The following is a 20840-nucleotide window of genomic DNA, read 5'->3' on the forward strand; positions in this document are numbered from 1 at the left end:
GCAGCACCTCCAGGAAGTGGTCCAGGACGACCCTCTCGGCGCCCTTCGCGGTCAGCCGCGGATGACGGGCGATTTCGGTGCGGCCGTGGAAGACGACCAGCTCGCTCAAGCGGAGCATCACCCTCACCCGCCGGCCGATGAACCGGGCCGGGACCGAGTATCGGCAGACCCTCACCGCGACCATGCCGTAGCGGTCGACACGGGGAGTGAACACGACCCCCGTCTCAAACGTCTCGTCCGGCAGCGGCATCAGCAGCGGCGCCTCCTGGGCGAAGTCCTGCCCGATGGTGCGGATCTGAGGCGTCCCCTGGAGTGTGGACACGGGGGTTCATGCCGCGAGCGTGAGTCTATGCTCTGCCCGGTGCTGCTGTTCGAACTCGACAGGTGAGAGGTAGCCGAGTGAGCTGTGCCGCCTGCGAGCGTTGTAGTAGGTGAGCCATTGGAAGATCTCCAGCCTGGCCTGTCGTACCGTCGTGAACACCGTCTGCATCGCTTCTCTCTTCAGCCCCTGCCAGAAGCTCTCGGCGAGGGCGTTGTCGTAGCTCGACCCGACACGGCCCATGCTCCTGCGGATGCCGAAATGGGCGCTGACCTGGGCGAACGCCGCCGAGGTGTATTGCGAGCCCCTGTCCGCGTGGAAGATCACTCCGTCCACGTGGCCGCCGCGGGTCGCCACCGCCATCGTGAGCGCGTCGACGACCAGCTCGGTGCGCATGTGCGTGGCCATCGACCAGCCGAGCACCCGGCGCGAGCAGATGTCCAAGACGCAGGCCAGATACAGCCACGTGCCGCCGACCTGCACGTATGTGATGTCGCCGCACCACTTCTCGTCCAGGCGGTCGGCGGCGAAGTCGCGTCGGACCAGGTCCGGGGCGGGCGGCGCGAGCCGGTCGGGGATCGTGGTGCGTTTGCGCCGGCGCAGGTGTCGGCCCTCGATCCCCTCGCGGCGCATCAGCCGCTCGATCCGCTTGCGGTTGACCGTGTGCCCGAAGCCCCGCAACTCGGCGTGCACGCGCCGCACTCCGTAGGTGCCGCGGTGGTCGTCGTGGATCTGGCGGATCTCCGCGACCAGCGCGTCGTCGGCAGCCCGGCGCTCGGCGCGGGCGACCGCGCCAGCCGTCCACCGGTAGTAGCCCGAGCGCGAGACCCCGAGGACACGGCATATCCGCTGCACGCCGAAGTCGGCGCGGTGGAGGGAGATGAAGTCCCAGCGGCCGGTCATGCCTTCATCTCCCGGGCGAAATACTGGGCCGCCCGCCGCAGGATCTCCCGCTCCAACTGCCACTCGGCCTCGGCTTTGCGCAGCCTGCCGAGCTCGGCCCGAAGCCGGGTCAGTTCCTCGTCCCTGCCCTCCACCGGGCCGTCGGTGCCGCGGGCCCGGCCCGCCTGCTCGTCGGCCTGGCGCACCCAGGACCGCAGCGTCTCGCCGGTCACCCCGACATCCGCCGCCACCGCCGCATACGTGCGCCGACCCGCGGCCGCGCGATACAACGCCACCGCGTCGTTCCTGAACTCCTCCGGATACGGAGACCTACGTCCCACCAGGACACCCTTCCTCAGACCATCAAGATCCATTGTCAGAGTGTCCACACCCCAGGGGCCACCTCAGATCCGCATTCCGATCCGCCGTCCCTCCTCCGCCCGCTCGAACTGCGCGAACGCGGCGTTGAGCTCGTCCAGCGACTCCACCCGCGGAACCGGCGTGAGGTAGTTCCGGCGGAAGTAGCCGACCTGCCCCTCCACCCCTCCCTTCTCATGAGCCCCACGCAGTCCCGGCTCGCAGTAGAAAGGGGTGAAACCGTAATGCTGGCGAAACGCCGTCCAGCGCGGATGCTCCTCCCGCGACCGGCTCCGCCGGATCACCCGAGACACCGCCGGTGACAGATTGTCGTAACGGATCTGCCCTCCAGGGACACCACCCAGCGTGCGGAAAGCATGCAGATGGCCGTCCAGGAAGGCTTCCTGCCCGCACGACGTCGTGATCCGGTGGACCGCCTTGCCCGAGTAGGCCAGCCGGAACGTGAACAGGTAACACTTCGTGCGCTCACCCGCAATGTCCACCCACGCCTCGCCGAAATCGGCCTCGGCGTCCATGCCCAGCCGGTTGTGACGAATCACGAACCCCGCCGTCGGCACCGCCCCAGCGGCCTCCGTGATCTCCTTCCGCCGCCGCGAGACGTAGTCCCAGACCGTGCTGTAAGCCAGGTCCGCCCCACGCTCCTGCTGCAGCCGGCTCAAAATCCGCTGAACCGTGTGCCGCTGCTTCGGCGGCGCCTCCAGATCGGCCAGCAGCCACTCATCGATGGTCTTCTTGAACGGGTCAAGCTTCGGTAACGGCCTCACCGGCGTCTTCCGCGGCCTCGGCGCGGGCGACGACAACGCCTCCCGCACCAGCCGACGATGCACCCGGTACTTCCGGGCCAGAGCACGGACCGACAAACCCTCGTGCCAGGAGTCCCGCCGGATCCGCAGGAACAACTCGTCCTTCGACACATCCACCCGGCCCCGCCCCCTCACGATGGCCCCTCCCAGACCATCCCCAGCCCACCACCCAGGTGGGGCCAAATGAGACCGGAACAACCCCCCAACGCTCCCGTGCGCCGTCGAGGTGGGGCCACGTCAGACCGGAAAACCGGGGCCAAATCAGACCGTTAAAGCCAGTCGTGCCCGCGTAGGCCGGATTCGGTGGCCAGGGCGTAGGACTGGAGGTAGTAGCGCTGGGCGAGGCCTTGTTGGCCTGCGTCGTAGCTTTTCCAGCCCAGCAGGTGCACGCCGCGGCTGGCGGCGGAGAGCATCTGCTGGCGGACGTCGTCGCTGCGGAAACGGGCCCGGCACAGCGGGGCGACGTCGCCGCGGAGGTAGGTGACCAGGGCGCTGCGGCCGTGGTGGCCGCCGTGGCGTTCGTCCATCTCGGAGAAGGCGTGGATCATGTCGCGGACGGCGGCGACTTCGGTCATGCCGACGGTGTGGCCGGTGCGGGCGGCCGCGGTGCGGGCGGTGATGTCCTGGACGTGGTTGAGGGGCAGGGCGGCGGCGGCCACGGAGTAGGCGGAGGCCGACAGGAAGCGGCGGCGGTCCAACTCGTACCTCCACATCGGCAGCAGGACATCCAGCGGGTCGTTCCCGAGGGACAGTCCGATGGTGTCACTGTCTGCCTCTGCCGGGCAGGGCAGGCCGAGGTCGGCGAGGGTCAGCAGGCGGCCCAGGCGCCGGGAGAGGGCGACTGCGAGGTAGCGGGGCGTGTCGCCGCGGGGGACGGATCCGCTGAGCCAGTGAGCCTTTTCCAACCTCACGCTGATGCGTGGTGAAGGACGAGGACGGCCTTCACCACGTCGGTGATTCGGTTGGTGCTGCGGCGGAGCTTCCGCAGGAGGCGCCAGCCCCTGATGGTGGCCATGGCCCGCTCGCCGAGGCAGCGGATCTTGGCGTGGGTGGTGTTGTGGCGACGCTTCCATCGCTTGAGGCGGCGGCCCCGAAACGGTACGCGGACGGGTCCGCCAGCGCCTTGATATGCCTTGTCCGCCCAGCATTTGAGTTCCGCATCGGCGAGGGCTTCGATGATGCCGTGCTGCCGCGCGGCGGTCAGGTCGTGAGTCGAGCCGGGCAGAGCCGGCGAGGCCCAGAGCAGCCGTCCGAACGGATCGGTGAGGACCTGGACGTTCATGCCGTGGCGTTTGTGTTTCCCGGAGTAGTACGGGGTGTCGGCGGCGATGCGGTCGATCGGCAGCAGGGTGCCGTCGAGGATCACGAACGCCTTCGTCCGGATCGTCTTCATCGCCTCGGCCAGGGACGGGGCAAGGGCGGCCAGGGCCTCGACGGCTTCACGTATGTAGCGGTAGACGGTCGCGATCCCGATGTCGAACCCGGCAGCGAGCTGGGCGTAGGTGTCACCGCACCGTAGATGGGCCAGGGCGAGCAGTGCCTGACGTGCGGCGGGAAGGCGCCGCCACCGCGTTCCGATCTCCTGCCGCCGGGCTGTCAGTTGTCCGGTCAGGAACCGCAGGGTGCGGCTGGACAGATCAATCGAGGACGGATAGACAAGCACGCGAAGCTCCTGGCGGATAAGGGCGATCTTGGTCGAGAACCCGTCTACCAGGAGCTTCGTCGTTGCGCAGGACGGTCCAACTCGCGGTCAGACACCGCAGCTTGAAAAGGGCTCCATGGCACTCGGTGGGCCTTCCCCGGGATCGCCCGGGGAAGGCCCACCGAGTCAGAGGCCCTGTCCCGCTATCGCCTGGACGCGGTGCCCCGCACCCGTACGGTTGGCCGCTTCATCTGCGCCGCTTGCGAAGCAGCCCTGTCACGATGAAGACTCCCACGATCGCGGCGACGATGACGAAGGCCACCTGTCCCCACACTGGCAGGTCGAGGCCGCCTCCAGGAGCTGCTAGTGGGAAAGTCATGGCTCTTTGGTCCCTTCGTCTGAGGGCACGTTACGTGCCTGTGTCACCAGGTGTACTTGGCCTTCGCGGAACACTTCGGATTGCTGGAGTACTCCGTTGAAGCTCCCGCAGATGTGTCGCCCTGCGTGCTCGCTGAGGCCCGGTAAAAGCCGGCCGAGCATTCAAGCTCGCCCGTCACACCGCTATTGGCGTCGCCTCCGCTGCCTTCTACTCCACCGCTCACTCCGGGGCTGCCGGCCCCCAAGCTGAGACTCGGATGCCAAGAACCGTCGTCATTTACGGTGAGGCCGCCTCCGAGGCACAGGTAGTAGCACCCTTCGAGGTTGAAGCCGAACGAAGCGAGGCCGCCCGGGTCGATGCGGTTGACGGGGTCGCCTTCGGCGTAGAGGTAGGGGTTCTTCTCCTGGCCGGAGGGGTCGGGGCTGGTGAAGCGGCCGATGTTGGGGTCGTAGTAGCGGGCGGAGTAGTGGTACAGGCCGGTGGGGTCCTGGTAGCCGCCGGCGAAGCGATAGGGCTGGGGGACCTGGTCGGTGGTGGTGCTGCGCTGCACGCCGCGGGGGCTGTAGGCGTAGGTGTTGACCTTGATGCCGGTCTCGTCGGCGAGCGCGACGACGGAGCCGAGCGCGTCGGTGAGGTAGTAGTACGACTTGCCCCCGGTCGTCATGGAGTTCAGCGTGTCCCCGGGTTCAGGGCTGATGCGTTCTCACTCGGCGAGACGTGCTGATTGCGGGTGTCTGCGACGGGACGGGCTGGTCGTCCGGGTTGGAGATGGCGAACGCGACCTCTGATGATCAAGGTTCTCGAAGCCTTTGATCACGAACAGGGGTCGCGTTCGCGTGTCATCATCCCTGATCGGTTTCCTGCAGCGCCACTGCGGGGTCATCGATCCATGCCGCCCGCCCGAGGAACTCACCTCGCTCCGCGCTATGTTGGACCAGCTCCCGGATCCCAGGCGGGTGCGGGGCCGCCGTTACCGGCTGGGTTCTCTGCTCGCCCTGTGCCTGCTCGCGGTCCTGGGTGGGGCGACCACCCTGGCCGGCATCGCCCGGTTCGCCACGGACGCCCCCGCCGAAGTGCGCACGCGGATCGGGCTCGGCAGCCTCCCACGCGCCACCACCCTGGGCCGCCTGCTGTCCCGCATCGACGGTGACGCACTCGACGACGCCATCGGCGTCTGGCTCGCCCGACACGCGGCCGACCCGGTCGAGGACGACCAGCCGCTGGTAGGCCTGGCCGTCGACGGCAAGACCGTGCGCGGCAGCCGCAACGGCGACCAGAACGCCGTTCACCTCCTGGCCGCCGTCCTGCACGAGTCCCAGGCAGTGATCTCCCAGCGACAGATCGCTGCGAAGAGCAACGAAATCCCCGCCTTCACCCCGCTGCTGGACCGGCTTCACCTGCACGGCCACGTGATCACCGCCGACGCGATGCACACCCAGACCGATCACGCCGAGCAGATCACCGCCCGGGGTGCCCACTACATCCTCGTCGTCAAAGGCAACCAGAAAAAGCTCCGCCGCCAGCTACGGCGACTGCCCTGGCGCGAGGTCCCGCTTCAGCACCGCACCCGCGAACGGGCACACGGGCGAGGCGAGATACGCCGCCTCAAAGTCTGCACAGTCCAGCCGGGCCTGCTCTTTCCGCACGCCGTCCAGGCCATCGAGGTCAAGCGCCGTCGCACGAACCGCACGACCGGGAAGACCACCATCAAGACGATCTACGCGGTCACCAGCCTCACCCCCGAGCAGGCCACCGCGTCCCAGTTCGCCGAACTGATCCGTGGGCACTGGCAGGTCGAGGCCCTGCACCACGTGCGGGACGTGACCTTCGCCGAGGACGCCTCTCGCGTCCGCACCGGAACCGCGCCCCGCGCGATGGCGACCTTCCGCAACCTCGCCATCGGCCTCATCCGCCAGGCCGGCTGGACGAACATCGCCGCCGCCACCGACCACTACCGGTCACGGACCGACCACGCACTCCAACTACTCGATCTTGAAAGCTGAGAACGCATCAGCCCTGCTCGCAGCATGAGATCAATTGGGCAACAGGGTCATCGACGGTTTCTACAACCCCCGCCGCATCCAGAAACGGCTCGGCTACCTCAGCCCGATCGAGTACGAGGAGAAGCACTACGCCGACCAGGCAGCGGCCGAACAAGGGAACCTGAAACCACGTCAACCCGATCTGACCTGCTAGTCAGCCACTCCCGCGCAGCGGGGGAACCTAACTGACGATGATCGACTATGCCTTGGTTGTGGTCCGTATAGGAGGACCTCGGCTTGACGGTCAGACGGGGTAAAGGGCACGGCGTCGCGTGTCAGCAAGCGCAAGCGAATCGTTCGCGCTTCCACGTCTCGCTACAGATGCAGCGCGATAATTTGCGGTTAACCGGATGGCTTTTTTCAATTACCCAGCAGTTTGGGATGCGTTACAGTTACAGCAACCACGAAAGGGCTTTCTGAGCCAAAAGGTGATTCCCTGTCATCATTTTTCAGTCACTCCGCGCACCTGCGCCACAGCCGTCCGTAGGATCCCTCACGAATCCCGCACATCTATGCGGGTGTCCTGAGTGTGCGCGAGGGAGAGAAATTGATGAATCGTCACGCCCGGCGGCTGTCCTCATTAGCAGCCTCGCTGGCAGCAGTAGCCTCTCTTTCCTTGGCAGGTAGCGCCAAGGCTGCTGACGAAGCCCGGCAGCCGGAGAACAGACAGCAGGCGCTCGGTGTCGCCAAGACCGTTGACCTGCCGACGGAGCCTGAGCGTGGCCAGGCAATGGTTAGTATCGAGGAATCGTGTTCTCCCGTCGCCGCCTCCGAACGTGCGGCCTTAGGTGGCGCGGTCAAGGCGTGCGTCGAGACAAGGCCGATGAAGGCATCCAGCACCGTAACGGCGCGGACTGCCGAGGAGGCCGACACTGTCGAAGCCTGCGACATAACCAAGCCGGGCAAGTGGACCTGGGAACGAACTAAAGGCATATGCCTGAACGGCAAGGAAGTGACCTTCACGCTCAGCGACGAACAGGGCGCCGTCCTGGGTACTGCTCTAATAGACGTCAAGAGCAGCATGAACCTCAGGTACGACAGCCTCACCTGGAACGAACTGATCACCGTCAAGGTGACCAAGGTGACCAATGCCGTAAGCAACGTCAATATCAAATTCGACGTGGACTGCACCTCGAGTTGTTCCCCGACCAACAACCGCCCCTGGACTGGGGCAAAAACCCTCGGCCAGGGCGCAGAGGCATCCGGATCGGTCACCTACACCAGCAATGTAGCTTCCGGTATGCGGGACAATATCCGCACCAAATACCACATGTACATCACCGCGACGGGCACCACCCCCACCAAGCCGAACGTCAGTTGGGAGCTCCCGTACCAGGCCAATCTTCGCTGCGACGCCGAGCTCATCACACCCGGCTGCGTCTTCTCCGACATTCGCGCCAGCCTCAAATACTCGCTGTCCGACCCGAAGCACGCCGCAGCTTCGGCGGCTTACAGCTTCGCTCAGGGCCGCCTGCGCGACTGGGCCCCGCTGACTCGGGCGGACGGCCTCAACACAGCCAACCGGAAGCGGACCTGCGAGGAGGGAAGCAGCGACCCGTTCGTACATATGTACGATGAAGTTCCGGGGGACACCTGTGACGAGTTCCCCTTCGCCGGCTCCCTCGAGGGAGGGACCGACGGCGCTCTGTGCGCCGACATCATCCCGCGGTACGAGGACGGGGCATGGTGGATCTATCCGGCTCGGACTGACAAGCCGTTCACCTACGAAGAGCCGTGCGTGCGTGCCCACGTCTCCGGGGAGGCCAATTCGTCTGCTGGCGGCAAGTATGGTGCGCTCGTGAAGAGCGCGCGCATCCTCGACATCGAGAAGTACAACGTCTCCGTCATCGAGTAACAGAGGAGACAGCAGCACTACGCCGGGGCCCCGAAAATAATGCTCGGGGCCCCGCCCGGCAAACCCGAAGGAGCCCCAGTGAAAAACTCCACCACCGGGCCATGGGCATGGGCCGAGGATCCGCGCGCCGTGATGTGGTGCGTGACCATCACCTACGGCATCACTCCTGAAGAAGTGCTCGCCCGCTACGGAGCCGACGCCCGCACCGCCCGGCTTCTCACCCGGCAGCAGGCCGCCCAGCTGGCCGGTGACGACCTGCCGGAGGGTTCGGTACTGCGGGCAGGGCGGACGGGTGACTGGTCGTTCTGCTTTGAGGACTACGGGGTCATGGGATGCATGCCCGGCCCGTTGTCCGCGCTGTCCCGCGGCACGGAGACCTTCAGCGTACTGCGAGGCGGAGACGGTATGAACGGCTTCGCCTACTGGCGGGACGGACAGTGCACCGAGCGGTTCGAGCCGGGCGCCACCGGCACCAAACCTCGTCCTCCACACCCCTGGTGGGATGCAGTGCAGGGGCGGCTAGACGCATCGAGCGAAGAATTCCCCGGCCTCGTCCCGGTACTGGAAGCGACAGCACGCCACACCAGAGCCGTACTCGACACGGGCATCCTCGACGGGCCGCTGCTCACCCTGCGGCTCGATGACAGCGACCTCACCCCCGCCCCTCAAACTCCCCAGCAAGCACCACGGCCTCCCAAGGGCGTGCGGGGCGTCCCCGCCCGGCCTGGACCACCCCCGCCACCCACCATGAGGCAAGCCGTCAACGTCCCCGTCACCTGAGGTCGGCAGTCGCCCGTGCTCTGGACCATGTAGGGCTCGGGCAGCCCTCCGGCTTCACCCACGAGGTGGTGTTCCGGCGGTGCCCTGACTGCCAGGAGCACAACATCGCGCGAGGACGACTTCGTCTGCGTCTTCTGCGGCAGCGATCTGCCGGAGACGTGGAACGTGGATCCTACCGCGTAACGGCCGAGGGTCACAGCCACTCGTTGATGGCAGCGACGAGGACAGTCGCCTCGTAGCGGACCGCGAGCTTGTCGTATCGCGTGGCGACAGCGCGGTGCCTCTTGAGGCGATTGATCCCGCACTCGACCGCATGGCGCTCGCGGTAGTCGACCGGGTCGAAATGCGGTGGCCGGCCGCCGCAGGAGCCGAGCTTCTGGCGGTTGCGTGCCTGGTCGGCCTTGTCCGGGATGGTGCAGCGGATTCCGCGGCGGCGCAGGTAGGCGCGGTTTCTGCGGGAGGCGTACGCCTTGTCTGCGCGGACCCGATCAGGGCGGACGCGTGGCCGGCCCGGTCCGATGCGGGGCACGCGGACTTTCTCCAGTACGGGTTCGAACTGCGGCGAGTGAGCAATTGTCAATTCCTGTGGATCACCGCGGGAGCCTCAAGTGGCCCGCAGCCATTGATCGAGGATCGCGAAGTCTTCGTTGGTAAGGCCGCGGGATGACGCGATGCGGTGGAGGAGGGCCGGGGTGGGGTGGTGGGTGGACACCCAGTCCCGATCGGCATCGGTGATCTCGTCGTCGACCCAGACGAACGGGCGTCCGTCCGCCCATGCCGCCAAGGTTCGGGTCTTCCGGTGGAGCCCGTACCACTGGTCCTCGCGTTCATGCTCGTCGGAGGGTTCCGGCCAGTGCACGACCGGCAGGGGTGGCAGGCCGAGCCGCGGTGCTATGTCGGTGTTCGCCTCCTCCTCCCAGGTGGTGGCCCAGACCAGCTCGCACGGCAGTGCCGCGAGGCGAGGCCCGACGCGCGGGTCGAGCCGCGTCAGGTGCGAATCTGTCGCGGTGCCTGACGGCTCGCGCTGCGGGCCGTCGCCGAACGGCAGGAGAGGTCCGTCGACGTCCAGGAACAGCAGCGGGCGTTCCTTGCGCTCACTCATGCCGCAGCCTCTTGCTCACGCTCGACCAGGACGCCGCGTTCGAAGCGGGCGCCGTTGCGGACGAGGGCGACGAGGTGGGGTGCGGTGATCGCGCGCCAGCGGGCCTGGGCGGACTCGGCGAGCTTGAACACCATCGCCAGGGCCGCGGCCGGGCTGCCGGCACCGCGGGTGACCTTGGTCCGCAGCTTTACCGTGCTGAAGGTCGACTCGATCGGATTTGTCGTGCGCAGGTGGACCCAGTGCTCGGCCGGGAAGTCGTAGAACGCCAGGAGTTCATCGACGTCGTCGGTGATCTTCTTGACGGCCTTGGGCCACTTCCCGCCGTAGGCACGCCTGAAGTCCTTCACCGCCTTCTCGGCGTGATCGCGGTCCTCGGCGTTGTAGATCTCCTGCAGCGCCTTCTTCGCGCCGGGCTGGGCCGATTTCGGCAGAGCGTTGACCACGTTCCGGGTTTTGTGAACCCAGCACCTTTGATGTCTGGCCTGCGGAAACACCTCGGCCAGGGCCCGCCACAGACCCATGGCTCCGTCGCCGACGACGAGCTCGGGATCGCGCATGCCGCGCCGGCGGCAGTCCCGCAGGAAGTCGGCCCAGGACTCGGTCGACTCGCGCAAGCCCTCGGCGAGCGCGATCAGCTCCTTGCTGCCGTCGGTGCGCACGCCCATGAGGACCAGGACGCAGGAGCGGGCCTGGCCGAGGCGGACCTTGGGGTGGACGCCGTCGGCCCACACGTACACGTAGTCGGATCCGGACAGGTCCCGGTCCTGGAAGGCGGCGTGGTCGTCGCTCCACTGTTTAGTCAGCCGGGTCACCGTGGCCGGCGAGAGCCCAGCGGCCGAGCCGAGGAACTGCTCCATCGCGGGCACGAAGTCGCCGGAGGACAGACCGTGCAGGTAGAGCAGGGGCAGGACCTCGCTGATCTTCGGGGACTTCCGGCACCCAGGGTCCCTTGCATGATCGAGGTCTGTCCGGATTCATCCGGTGATGCCGAGGGCGGCCAGGGGCCTTCGCCAGTCGCGGGCGGTGTGACGTAGGGCGGCGGCGATGTTGGTGTGGCCGTCCTGGCGGTGGACTCCGATGGCGAGGTTGCGCAGGCCGGCCATGATGCGCGGGAGATGGCCGACATGGATTGTGGAGTCGTCCTCGTGGAACGTTCGGTCGCGGACGTGGTGCAGAAGGTTTTCGATCTTCCAGTGGCCTCTGATCCAGTCGGCGAGCTGGGCGCCGGTGACCGCACCGGGCGGCAGGCTGGTGATCAGGTAGACGCGCTCGATGGTGAGCTTGCCGCTGGTGAAGTCCTTCCTCCAACGCACGACTTGAAGGGCCTGGCGGGCGTCGGGACAGCCGAAGTGGGCGAAGGCGGCGGTCTTCAGCCGACGGATCTCCAGGCGGTGGTGGGCCCGGGTGCGGTCGTAGTGGTCGAGCGTGATCTCGCGCCAGGGCAGGCGGCGAACGCGGTCGAACAGGCCGGGATGGTTGGCCTTGACCTGGGCGATGTAGTGGGCACCGCGCTCGCGGAGGTAGGTGCCGTGAGCGTGCTGGGTGTGCAGCGCGTCGGCGGTGATGACCGTGCCGGTCAGGTCGACGCTGTCCAGCAGGGGCCGGAAGGCGGGGATCTCGTTGCTCTTGTCGGTGACCTGGCGCTGGGCCAGGACGTGGCCGGTGTGGTCCATCGCGGCGAGCAGGGTGACGTGCCCGGTGACGTGGGTGCGCGAGCCGCGCAGGGCCTTGCCGTCGACAGCGATCGCCCGCAGTCCGGGGCCGGCCGGGGTGGCGCGGGCGGTGAGGAAGGCGCCGATCGCCCGGTCCAGGGCGTCGCCGTCGAGCTGGACGAGCAGACGGCGCAGGGTGTGGGGGTGCGGGACGGACACGGTGCCGGTCAGCGGGTCGACGGGGAAGCCGAGAACCCGGCAGGCCCACGCGGGGATGTCGCCGATCCATTCCGTGATCGCGGTGAGCGAGCGGGCACCGGCCAGGACACTGGCAGCGGCCGCGGCGACCAGGGCGGACAACCGGTAGCGGCGGCCACGGACGCCTCGCGGATCGGGCACCAGACCCAGGAAACCGGACAGCGTGACCGCGTCCGCCAGCGGGACCGGCGCGGCAGTCCGGCCCAATTGGTCCAGCGCGGTGGGGATGGGAGAAGATGCAGGAGCAGGCACGGACTCGCCAGGTGTTCATGGGACTTCGACACTCACATGATCACCGAGACCGTGCCTGCACTGCGTCCACCCCCTGCCCGAACCGGGACGTCCCCTCCAGGACCGGACCAGCGCGACGTTCCGGACGGATCGCGATCATGCAACGGCCCCTGACAGTGTGGCATGGAAGATCAGTCTCACGAGGGTGGCCATTTCCTCAGCGCAGACGGCAGACTCCGGCGGTGACCTCAAATTCCCCTCGCCCTGCCACTCCCGCCGACGCTGATCTCTATCCGGATCTTGCGGCTGCCGGCAGTCTTGCTGCGGCTCTGGAACTGGCAGCTGCCGAACAGGGTCTCGATCTCGATGTGGTGCTGTGCAATGAGTCGGACCCACTGCGGTCAGCTGGGGTCGCCAGCACAGCCGCTGGCCGGGAACCTTGCTGGATCTTCATCGGGGCGGAGAGCCGCTGGTTCAACATCAATGGCCTGCGCCAAGGGGTTCAGCTGCTCTCTGGGGCGACCTCCGATCTGGGCGAGCTGGCCCGAGCCGCGGCAGGTTGGCGTAACGGGGCCAAACTCCGCGAGATCCAGAAGGTCGCTCCCTTCATCGAGGTGAGCGAGCTGGCCGAAGCGCATGAACGCGGTCCAGCCGCAGCGGTCACCGTGCAGTGGCGACTTCTCCTGGAGGACTTGCGCCAAGAGGCCGATCGGCTCGACCTCGCGCGCCAGACGCTTGAGCTCGCTGAGGCCGCCTCCGCCGAACCGAAGCTGCGGCAGTTGTATCCACTCACCAGCCACTGGTCGCTTCATTTCACCACCTGCACCGGCTTCCCGTACTCATGGGACGTTCCGTTCGTTGATCCGCTGCGCGACGGCCGATATCGCATCTGCGGCCCGTCCCGTGGAACAGTCATCGGCGAAGCCGAGACCGCGGAGGACGCTGTCGCGCTGGTGCTGAATGGCCTTCCAGAGAACTGCGGGCCGGCGGTCGCCGGGACCGCGAATGATCGGCATCCGCAATAGGGCGCTTTGTCACCCGCGTGAGCGAAGGACCTCGACAGCAGCGGCGACCTTCCTGCCGAATGGAGTGGGCTGCATGGCTCGGCCGCGTTCAGCACGTTCCAGCAAGGGCTGACCGAGGTCTCGCTCAAGGCGGATGATCTGGGCCGTCAAGGCGGGCCGTGTGGTGCCAAGAGCCCGGGCCGCGGACGATGACCCGCGCAGACAAGGGTGTCAGCGGAACAACAGTGGGCGGAGCGAGCCGGAATCCCACCACCCAAAAGGGTGAACGCTTCGACCAGCGAGTCTCACGAAGACGGCATAAGAGGGTGTCTCACGTGGTGTGAGGTGGATGCGGCATGATGCTGTGCCATGGGTGTTGGTTTGTCGCAGCGGTTGGTTCCTGACGAACTTTGGTCACTGGTCGCACCGTTGCTGCCTTCGTTCGCTTCCCGTCCGCAAGGCGGAGGCACGGCCCCGGTGGATGAGCGGGCGGTGTTCACGGCTGTGGTGTACGTGCTGACCAGCGGCTGTGCCTGGCGGCACCTGCCGGAGACATTTGGCGTCTCGCCGGCCACCGCCCATCGCCGGTTCTCCGCATGGACCAGGGACGGGCTGTGGCGGCGGCTGCACCAGGCCGTTCTGGACGAACTCGGCGCCCGTGGCGAGGTGGACTGGACCTCGGCGATCGTGGACGCGGCCTCCGTCCGCGCGAAAAAGGGGGATCGCTGACCGGGCGCAATCCGGTCGACCGGGGCAAGAAAGGCAGCAAGCTCCATGTCCTGGCCGACGCCCAGGGCCTCCCTCTCACCCTTGGCGTCTCAGGGGCGAACGTTCATGACAGCCAGGCGCTCCTGCCGCTGGTGCTGGGCATCCCCGCCATCCGCTCCCGGCGCGGCCCCCGCAGACGTCGGCCCGGCAGGCTCCGCGCCGACAAGGCGTACCACTCCGCCGAGAGGCTGAAGTGGCTGCGCGAGCGGGGCATCGTCCCGCGCATCGCCCGACCCGGCATCGAGTCCAGCGAGCGTCTCGGCCGGCACCGCTGGAAGATCGAACGGTCGATCTCCTGGCTCTTCGGCTACCGCCGCCTGACCGTCCGGTACGAGCGCAAAGGCAGCCACTTCCTGGCCTTCCTCGGACTCGCAGCGGCCCTGACCTGCTACAAGAAACTCGCAAAACTCACCACGTGAGACAAGCTCTCAGAGTTGAAATTCGGCCGGGGACAGCCCCAGCGTCGCGCAGGCCTCGCGCAGGACCGTCGCCTCTGCCTGGGAGAAGTGGCCGTCGGTACTGGCGATGACCATGCCGGTCTGGATCACGGCCCGGGCCTCGGTGGGCTTCTTGGCGGCCTTGGCGAGCTCCTGCATGGCCTCGGCCTTGCCGTGCTGGAAGTTCATCGTGAGCTGGTCGACATGCTTGTTGAAACGCTGCCGCAGCTGCTCCGGCGGGAAGTTCTGGAGCACGTCGTTGCTGAGGATCATCGACTCGACCTGCTGCCGCTCGGCCGGATCCACCTGCCCGTCGGCCGCCGCGACCAGCGCGCACACCGCCATGCTCGCGTCCCGGTAGGCACCGCTCTTCAACTCGGTCTTCAGCGAGCCGAGTTGCGTCTTCAGTACACCGATCAGCTGGGCCTTGCTGCCCCCGCCGGACCTCGTCCCCCCGCTCTGCCCACCGGTGGCGCCACGCCCGCCCTGATTCTGCTGGAGAGCCTTGGCCTGGTCCTTGAGCTTGTCCCAGACTGCCATTGAGTCACCTCGGTAATCGTCGGAAGTCATCTCGCGAACCCGCTCCCGCGCGCTCACTGGCCCAACGCCCGACCCTGGGCAAAGGTTCCGCAAAATGCGCACCTCTCTCATCACCTGTTTCTCCGGCGCCTGAAACGGTGATTGCTCGCACCCGGTGATCGGGTGCGTGACGCGTGATGTCAGTCGCGGTGACGCCTGGTGTCAGGTGCTGTGCCGCCGCGTCACGCGTCGTCGCGCGAGCGGAGCCTCAGGCGCGGGGCGAGGCGGAACGCCGCGAAGCCCACCGTGGCCAGGGCCGCGGCCGCCGCGAGGAGGAGGCCGATGCCGCCGGTGCCGGTCGAGGCGAGGCTGCCGCTGTCGAGGTCCGTCGACGTGCCGCCCGTGGTCGAGGTCCGTCGACGTGCCGCCCGTGGTCGAGGAGTCGGTGCCGCCGGACGTGCCCGAGATGCTCGTGCTGGGCGACGGGCTCGGGGACGCCGAGGGCCCGTCACCGGCGACGACCTCGACCGCGAACTGGGTCATGGCGTCACCGACCGACGCGGCGACCGTGTACGTGTCCGTGCCCTCACCGGCGGTCAGGGTCGGCGCCGTGGCCTTGCCCGAGTCGTCGGTCCTGACGCGGACGACCTGCTCGCCGTCCTCGAAGCGGGGGCGTCGTCGCTGTCGTCCTCGGCGCGGAACTCGACCTCCGTGGCCCAGCGGATAGCCGGCGGGGGTGTCTTCCTTGGGCACGGCGAGGTGCCCGTGCAGCTGGTGGTAGGCATGGGCCTGAGCCAGGCCTGTCCGGAAGGCCTGCTCGGCCTGGAGGCTGTGACCGCGCAGCTGTCTGGCTGGCGGGCCTTGGTGCGGGCGGAGTGCCATCGGCGGCCGGGGGGTGAGGGAGGAGGTCGCTGAGGGGACGGGGCCGGTGGGCCGAGTGCACCGCCCACAGTGCCTTCTGACGGGTGAGGTGGGGGCGTGTACGCAGGAGTGGCCCCAGGTGAACAGCGGCCCGTGGGTGACGGTGGCGAGGTGGTGGGCGAGCCACGGCCGCCCGAGCTGGTCAGCGAGCTCGGCCAGCAGCCCGGGTAGTTCGCCCAGCCGGTAGGGGAGATGTCGGCGCGATGCGGTGGCGGTGCGCTCTTGCACGGTGCGGTCGGCCAGCAGACGTGCGAGGACGACGGTCTCGGGATAGGTGATCAGGTCGCGGGCGGCGACCTTCCACCAGACCGGATCGGCGCCGGCGGGCCGGGTGGCCTGGAGACGGGCCGGCCACAGATACTCCTCGTTCGGCCAGGGCTGGTCCCACCAGGATGAGCTGTCGGCACCGCCGTACCGACCGGAGGGCGTACAAATAGCGTACATATGGCGTACCAAGGTAGCCAGGCTACGCCTGACCGGTCGGGTGGTCAGATCCACCGCATGCCGATGGCGGAGAGCTGTTCGACGCGCTCGGGTGTGAGCGCTGCGGCTCGGGATCGCTGGTTACTGACCCATGCCCCTAGCCGCAGGTGATGCTCCTTTGCCTCCTCACCGTCATGGCCTGCGTGTTCGCCGTCGTGACCGGGGTCCTGCTCGCCACCGGTGGTGATCCGTTCGATGTGCTTCCTCGGCACCCGCAGGTGCCCCTCACGCTCGTAGAACTGCTTGGCGGCGGCGTAGTTCATGGCCCATTTGTCGGCCTGGCTGGTGCGCGGCTTCGGCTTCTCGTCCTCGGCCGCGGGCTCGATCCCGAGGACGTGTCCGCACATCCACTGCTGCGCGGTCGTCAGCTTGTCCCAGCTGAGTCGCTGCGCCCGCACCCACCGCCCCAGGTCCTCGCCCTGGTGCACGATGCTGCCCGGCTCCACCGGCAGTTCGCCGCCGGCCTCCAGATGCATCCGGACGAGGTGGAAGCAGCGTTGCCATTCCACCGGCCAGCTCGGGCACCAGGAGGGGTCGATGTCCTCGAGCTGCTCGCGCCGTTCCTCCGGCAGCGCGCCGGCCGCCGACCCCACGGGGAGGCCTTCGGCTCGCCGCTGCTCGATCTCGGCGGCCCGGCGGGCGGCAGCCCGCTGGTTCTTCAGCCAGATGCCCACCCGGTAGCCCTGGTGGGTGGCGTCGGTCGGTGCCAGCAGGTGCCCGTTCTCCTCGGCCCATCCGCGCGCCGCGGCAAGTCCTTCTTCCCAGGCGACGTCGTAGTACGACCACACCATCCCCAGCTTCTCCAGCTGTTCAACACGGTCGGCGTCCATGTCCCCGCGGGCGTAGAACCTTCTGGCATCGGCGATCCATTGCCCAAGTGAAAACCCGGCGAGCGAGGCCGGCCACCCCTCAGCGTCGGCCTCCTGGCCGTCGTGGGCGGGGACGCGGTAGGTGAACGGCACGCGCAGGTCGCCGTGGAGCCGGTTGTAGATGACGGCGGCCTCGATGCCGCGCCGCCAGTGAGCGTGTTCCGGGTTGATCACCCGTAGGTTGATGAACGCGGCCAGCTGCGCCGGGTCACGCGGCGTACTGAACTTCAGCAGCTCCCGGGCCGGCACCGACAGACCACGGTCGCTCCCGGCTTCCTCACCCTCCGGCCCGCCGCTGCGGCTCTGCACGCCCCTCACACTGCTGCGGGCCTGCTGCTCGGCGAGCTGCTCCACAACACGGCTATCGTGCGCCCGCAGCGCCTCAAGCAACTTCGCCAGTCCGCCGTACGCCCGGGAGGTGAGCATGTTGTCGGCCGTCTCGCCCGGCTCGAGCAGGACCGGCACTACGAGGGAGGCGACCTTGCCTTCACCGTGCTGGATGCGCAGGGCGCGGCCGACGGCCTGGACGAGGTCAGGCATGGAGCCGCGGACGTCCGCGAAGTACACAGAGTCACATTCTCGGGTGTCGACGCCTTCGCCCAGCACGCGAACGGATCCGAGGAACGTCTTCTCCACGACCGTGTCGCCAGCAGTAATTCCCCTGGAGAACTCACCCAGGACGCGGCGCCGGTGGTTCGGCTTGTGGTCGCCGCACAGCCAGTCTGCCCAGATCGTGCGCGGGTACAGCTCGGGATCCGCAGCGTGCAGCTGCGTGGCGACGTGGGGCAGGCCAGCCGCGAACGCCTCGGCTTCGCGGACCTGGTGATGGAAGACGAGCGTGCGCCTAAAGCCCTCCTCCGACGACGCCTTGAGCAGAGCGGTCTGCAGCGCGGCGAGGCGTGCCCCGCGGACCTCGTCCGAACGGCCCTCAGCGCCCAGGAGCTGGGCGGCTTGGAGCTGGGTGTCGGTGATGTCCAGGCACACCACCTGGTAGGGCGCGCAGATCCCCCGGTCGATCGCCTCCGACAGCGTCAGTGTGTAACAGCGTGCCCCGAACGGCCCGTCCGGGTCGTCCTCCATCGAGGCGACCAGCTCACCCGGCGTGCCTGGCACAGCCTCGGAGTCCTCGTTCAGTTGCCACAGCCGCGGCGTGGCGGTCATGTAGAGCCGCCGCAGGGCGGGGATGCGGGTGTTGTCGTGGACGACCGCCCACGGTCTGCCGATCCGGCCGGACGTCCGGTGCGCCTCGTCCACGACGATCAGCGACCAGCCCGGAAGACCGGCGGCGTGCGCGCGCTCCAGCGTGCCCAGCCCGAGCGAGGCGTACGTGGCGAACACGGTGACCTTGTCGAGCGGCCGTACCCAGTCGACCAGCTCGCCCACGTCCGTGGTGTTCGGGAAGGACGCCTCCTCACCCCGCAGGGACGAGACCCCGATCATCGGGCCCGTGCGGCCACCCGCGCGCCACGCGGCCTCGGTCTGCGCGAGCAGATCCAGCGAGGGCACCAGGACTAGCACGCGGCCCGCACGCAGCTCCTCGGCACTCCGTGCGGCAACCAGGGTCTTGCCCGATCCGGTCGCCATGACCACCTGAGTACGCAGCCCCCGCTCCGGCACAGCAGATCGTGCAGACAATTCAAGCGCCCTAAGCACCGCGTCCACGGCTTCCCGCTGATGAGGACGAAGCTCCCTCACCGCCATTTCAATCCACCCTCTCCCGCACACCAGACGCAGCACGCCCACACCACGACACAGCCAACAGTCGACGTCAAAACGGTCTCTGGCCCACAGCGCCTACACCGCAACACCGGACCCACGCCCTGATTCTGAACACAGATGACCACCCTCAAGCGGACCACTGAACCCACACAGAACTCATAACAGCGGAGCCATCCAACTCCAAAACCTATCGCAAGCACAGAATGAAGCAGATTCACAGGGAATCAACGCAGACACCAGGGGTACTCCCTGCCCACCACTGTCCACCCTGCAGGGGAGAGTCATGACACAGAGCATTGGGAACGGCGAGGGCAACCGGTTCTGCAAGGCGTGCGGCACGCCGGCCGAGGACGGCAAACTGTGCAACCACTGCGACGCCGTCCTCGACCTCCCCGACAGCGCGGGACTGGTCGAGGACCAGGGCGCGGCAGTACCACGCGACTTCTAAGGACGCACCCAGCCGTAAGAATGAGCGGCGTGCATCGTGAAGTCGCAGGTCACAGGTCTGGTGTGAATGGCGAGTCGGATACTCGTGCCGGTCGGCGGCCGATGGCCATGACGTAGATCATCGGGCGGATCCGGCTCCGGCGGGGTGCCGGGTTCGGCTGCGCCCACGGCCGGCCCCCGTCTACGATCCGTCAGCAGGCGGTCCACCAGCATGGACGCAGAAGGTCGCAGGACGGAGACCATCGAGGCCAAGCCGTCTATTCCGTCCGCGTACTGACCTGACGGACACGCCGGAGAAGAAGGACACCGTATGAGCAGGTTGCTGGAAGCGGTGTGTGCGCTGACCGTGGGCGTCCTCGTTGCGCTTCTTGTATGGGGTGCTGACCCTGACGCCGTGCGGGTGGCGTGGCGCCAGGGTCAGCTGAGCGGTGTGACGGTCGTGTTCGTGGCGGCGTGTGCGCTGTGGCTGGTGCTGTGGCGCAGGCGTACCGGACGCGGCCGGCCGGCATGGCCGCTTGTGGTGCTGTTGTGCGGTGCGGCTGTTGCGCTGGTCGGGGCGGCCACGGCCGGTTGACCGCCGCAGGTAGGTAGGGCTTTCCGTACCCTATGAACCCTCCGCCGTCACCGTCAGGAGGAGATGATCCACCCCTGGCATTAGCGCCTGAACCCTTGGATGGGCGGTGGGACGGCGGATGTGCCCAGCCACCCCCTGGGGGTAGCCGATGGGCATGGCAGATCGTTCGTATCCGTTACCCGAGGGCCAGGCCGAAACCCTGCGGACAGCGCGGTGGGTGCAGCTCGCAGTGGCTGTCCTCATGCTGGGCTGGTTCGGATTGGCATTGTGGCGGAAGGAGTACGGTCCCGCCGGGTTCAACCTGTGGTTCCCCGGAGCCTGTGCACTGCTCTGGCCGGCTCTCGCCGTCCAGAGTTTCATCCGCTTGAGGCGCCATCAGCACGCGATCCGAGCGGAAGGCGAAAACCCCTCCCTGTAACCGTTCAGGCCGCAGTACGGAGTTTGCTGACAAGCGGTCATGGGGGTAGCCGAGCAATATGCAAAGCCAGGGATGGTTGGCCCAGTTACGGTCCCGGCGGCGGGTGCGTTGGGTGGTTGCTGTGACCGTGTGGCTTGCCACCTACGGGGTGGCCGCAGTGGTGTGGCGCGTCTTCACTGACAAGTCATGGCTCGACGCGTTTGCCTTCGCCGGCACCGTGGCCGTGGTCAACGTGGTGGCGCAGTGGGTGGCGATCCGGGCCAAGAGGAAAGCCGAAGAGCGTAGCGGTTGAGCACCCGGACCCCTCTTGCTGCTACTCGGGCCGAAGGCCCGTTGACGGCACCGCGCAGCGGGGCCG

General features: G+C 67.7%; 19 protein-coding genes and 4 pseudogenes. 9 read left to right on the top strand and 14 right to left on the bottom strand.

Features of this window, described 5'->3' with window-relative positions; genetic code table 11:
- Nucleotides 1–46 precede the first annotated feature (46 nt).
- The 6 genes and pseudogenes from C1708_RS36235 to C1708_RS35520 all read right to left on the bottom strand — a co-directional run.
- A pseudogene (locus C1708_RS36235) lies at nt 47–250 on the bottom strand (Mu transposase domain-containing protein); the annotation flags it as partial.
- A gap of 78 nt (nt 251–328) precedes the next feature.
- Nucleotides 329–1542 (bottom strand): IS3 family transposase gene (locus C1708_RS32840; RefSeq protein WP_106416014.1). Its coding sequence is split into 2 segments (ribosomal slippage): nt 329–1287 and nt 1287–1542, totalling 1215 coding nucleotides; the frame shifts between segments, so codons are not numbered across the junction.
- Between the two features lie 63 nt (nt 1543–1605).
- Complete coding sequence (istA, locus tag C1708_RS32845) at nt 1606–2499, bottom strand: IS21 family transposase (protein WP_157951315.1); 894 nt, start codon at nt 2497–2499, stop codon at nt 1606–1608.
- Between the two features lie 152 nt (nt 2500–2651).
- Nucleotides 2652–3287, bottom strand: coding sequence for an NsdA family TPR-like regulatory protein (locus C1708_RS34145; RefSeq protein ID WP_157951316.1), 636 nt, complete (start codon nt 3285–3287; stop codon nt 2652–2654).
- A 2-nt stretch (nt 3288–3289) separates the two neighbouring features.
- The gene (locus tag C1708_RS32855; protein WP_106416052.1) at nt 3290–4045 is read right to left on the bottom strand and encodes a transposase family protein; all 756 of its coding nucleotides are present in this window, start codon (nt 4043–4045) and stop codon (nt 3290–3292) included.
- A gap of 401 nt (nt 4046–4446) precedes the next feature.
- Nucleotides 4447–5091: pseudogene (locus C1708_RS35520) on the bottom strand (RHS repeat-associated core domain-containing protein); the annotation flags it as partial.
- A 238-nt stretch (nt 5092–5329) separates the two neighbouring features.
- Between C1708_RS35520 and C1708_RS32865 the strand changes: the two are divergent.
- The 4 genes from C1708_RS32865 (at nt 5330) to C1708_RS32875 (ending at nt 9080) form a co-directional block, all read left to right on the top strand.
- On the top strand, nt 5330–6406 hold the full coding sequence (locus C1708_RS32865; protein WP_106416053.1) for an ISAs1 family transposase: 1077 nt from the start codon (nt 5330–5332) through the stop codon (nt 6404–6406).
- 34 nt (nt 6407–6440) lie between these two features.
- Complete coding sequence (locus C1708_RS34570; RefSeq protein ID WP_198602675.1) at nt 6441–6599, top strand: hypothetical protein; 159 nt, start codon at nt 6441–6443, stop codon at nt 6597–6599.
- A 396-nt stretch (nt 6600–6995) separates the two neighbouring features.
- Nucleotides 6996–8300: a hypothetical protein gene (locus C1708_RS32870; RefSeq protein WP_133169110.1), complete on the top strand. Its 1305-nt coding sequence runs from the start codon at nt 6996–6998 to the stop codon at nt 8298–8300.
- A gap of 39 nt (nt 8301–8339) precedes the next feature.
- Entirely contained in the window at nt 8340–9080 is a 741-nt protein-coding gene (locus C1708_RS32875; RefSeq protein ID WP_274543368.1) for a DUF6461 domain-containing protein, read from the top strand.
- Nucleotides 9081–9273: 193 nt separating this feature from the next.
- On the opposite strand, the pseudogene C1708_RS32880 reads toward C1708_RS32875, so the two are convergent.
- From C1708_RS32880 to C1708_RS32895, 4 genes and pseudogenes are all read right to left on the bottom strand, one after another.
- A pseudogene (locus tag C1708_RS32880) lies at nt 9274–9645 on the bottom strand (transposase); the annotation flags it as partial.
- Nucleotides 9646–9684: 39 nt separating this feature from the next.
- A complete protein-coding gene (locus C1708_RS32885) occupies nt 9685–10182 on the bottom strand; it encodes an HAD domain-containing protein (RefSeq protein WP_106416056.1) in 498 nt (165 codons plus the stop codon).
- A pseudogene (locus C1708_RS32890) lies at nt 10179–11117 on the bottom strand (IS256 family transposase); the annotation flags it as partial. The pseudogene C1708_RS32890 and the gene C1708_RS32885, both read right to left, overlap by 4 nt.
- A gap of 39 nt (nt 11118–11156) precedes the next feature.
- Complete coding sequence (locus C1708_RS32895) at nt 11157–12299, bottom strand: ISAs1 family transposase (RefSeq protein WP_241911393.1); 1143 nt, start codon at nt 12297–12299, stop codon at nt 11157–11159.
- 266 nt (nt 12300–12565) lie between these two features.
- On the opposite strand from C1708_RS32895, the gene C1708_RS32900 reads away from it, so the two are divergent.
- Nucleotides 12566–13348: a DUF6193 family natural product biosynthesis protein gene (locus tag C1708_RS32900; RefSeq protein ID WP_106416057.1), complete on the top strand. Its 783-nt coding sequence runs from the start codon at nt 12566–12568 to the stop codon at nt 13346–13348.
- A 9-nt stretch (nt 13349–13357) separates the two neighbouring features.
- On the opposite strand, the gene C1708_RS32905 is transcribed toward C1708_RS32900, so the two are convergent.
- Nucleotides 13358–13549, bottom strand: a complete 192-nt coding sequence (locus tag C1708_RS32905) for a LysR family transcriptional regulator (RefSeq protein ID WP_106416058.1) — start codon at nt 13547–13549, stop codon at nt 13358–13360.
- A gap of 159 nt (nt 13550–13708) precedes the next feature.
- Between C1708_RS32905 and C1708_RS32910 the strand changes: the two genes are divergently transcribed.
- Nucleotides 13709–14514 (top strand): IS5 family transposase gene (locus tag C1708_RS32910; protein ID WP_502696128.1). Its coding sequence is split into 2 segments (ribosomal slippage): nt 13709–14030 and nt 14030–14514, totalling 807 coding nucleotides; the frame shifts between segments, so codons are not numbered across the junction.
- Nucleotides 14515–14523: 9 nt separating this feature from the next.
- Here C1708_RS32910 and C1708_RS32915 read toward each other — a convergent pair.
- The 3 genes from C1708_RS32915 to C1708_RS32925 form a co-directional block, all read right to left on the bottom strand.
- Nucleotides 14524–15072, bottom strand: a complete 549-nt coding sequence (locus C1708_RS32915) for a tellurite resistance TerB family protein (RefSeq protein WP_106416590.1) — start codon at nt 15070–15072, stop codon at nt 14524–14526.
- A gap of 201 nt (nt 15073–15273) precedes the next feature.
- Nucleotides 15274–16416, bottom strand: a complete 1143-nt coding sequence (locus C1708_RS32920; RefSeq protein ID WP_106416060.1) for a helicase associated domain-containing protein — start codon at nt 16414–16416, stop codon at nt 15274–15276.
- A 44-nt stretch (nt 16417–16460) separates the two neighbouring features.
- A complete protein-coding gene (locus tag C1708_RS32925; protein ID WP_106416061.1) occupies nt 16461–19025 on the bottom strand; it encodes a DEAD/DEAH box helicase in 2565 nt (854 codons plus the stop codon).
- Between the two features lie 301 nt (nt 19026–19326).
- Here C1708_RS32925 and C1708_RS34575 point away from each other — a divergent pair, with 301 nt between their 5' ends.
- From C1708_RS34575 to C1708_RS32940, 3 genes are all read left to right on the top strand, one after another.
- On the top strand, nt 19327–19491 hold the full coding sequence (locus C1708_RS34575; RefSeq protein ID WP_198602676.1) for a hypothetical protein: 165 nt from the start codon (nt 19327–19329) through the stop codon (nt 19489–19491).
- A 309-nt stretch (nt 19492–19800) separates the two neighbouring features.
- Nucleotides 19801–20064, top strand: a complete 264-nt coding sequence (locus tag C1708_RS32930; RefSeq protein WP_106416062.1) for a hypothetical protein — start codon at nt 19801–19803, stop codon at nt 20062–20064.
- A 530-nt stretch (nt 20065–20594) separates the two neighbouring features.
- Entirely contained in the window at nt 20595–20774 is a 180-nt protein-coding gene (locus tag C1708_RS32940; protein WP_133169112.1) for a hypothetical protein, read from the top strand.
- Nucleotides 20775–20840 lie beyond the last annotated feature (66 nt).

This window comes from Streptomyces sp. DH-12 (assembly GCF_002899455.1).
Classification (GTDB): domain Bacteria; phylum Actinomycetota; class Actinomycetes; order Streptomycetales; family Streptomycetaceae; genus Streptomyces.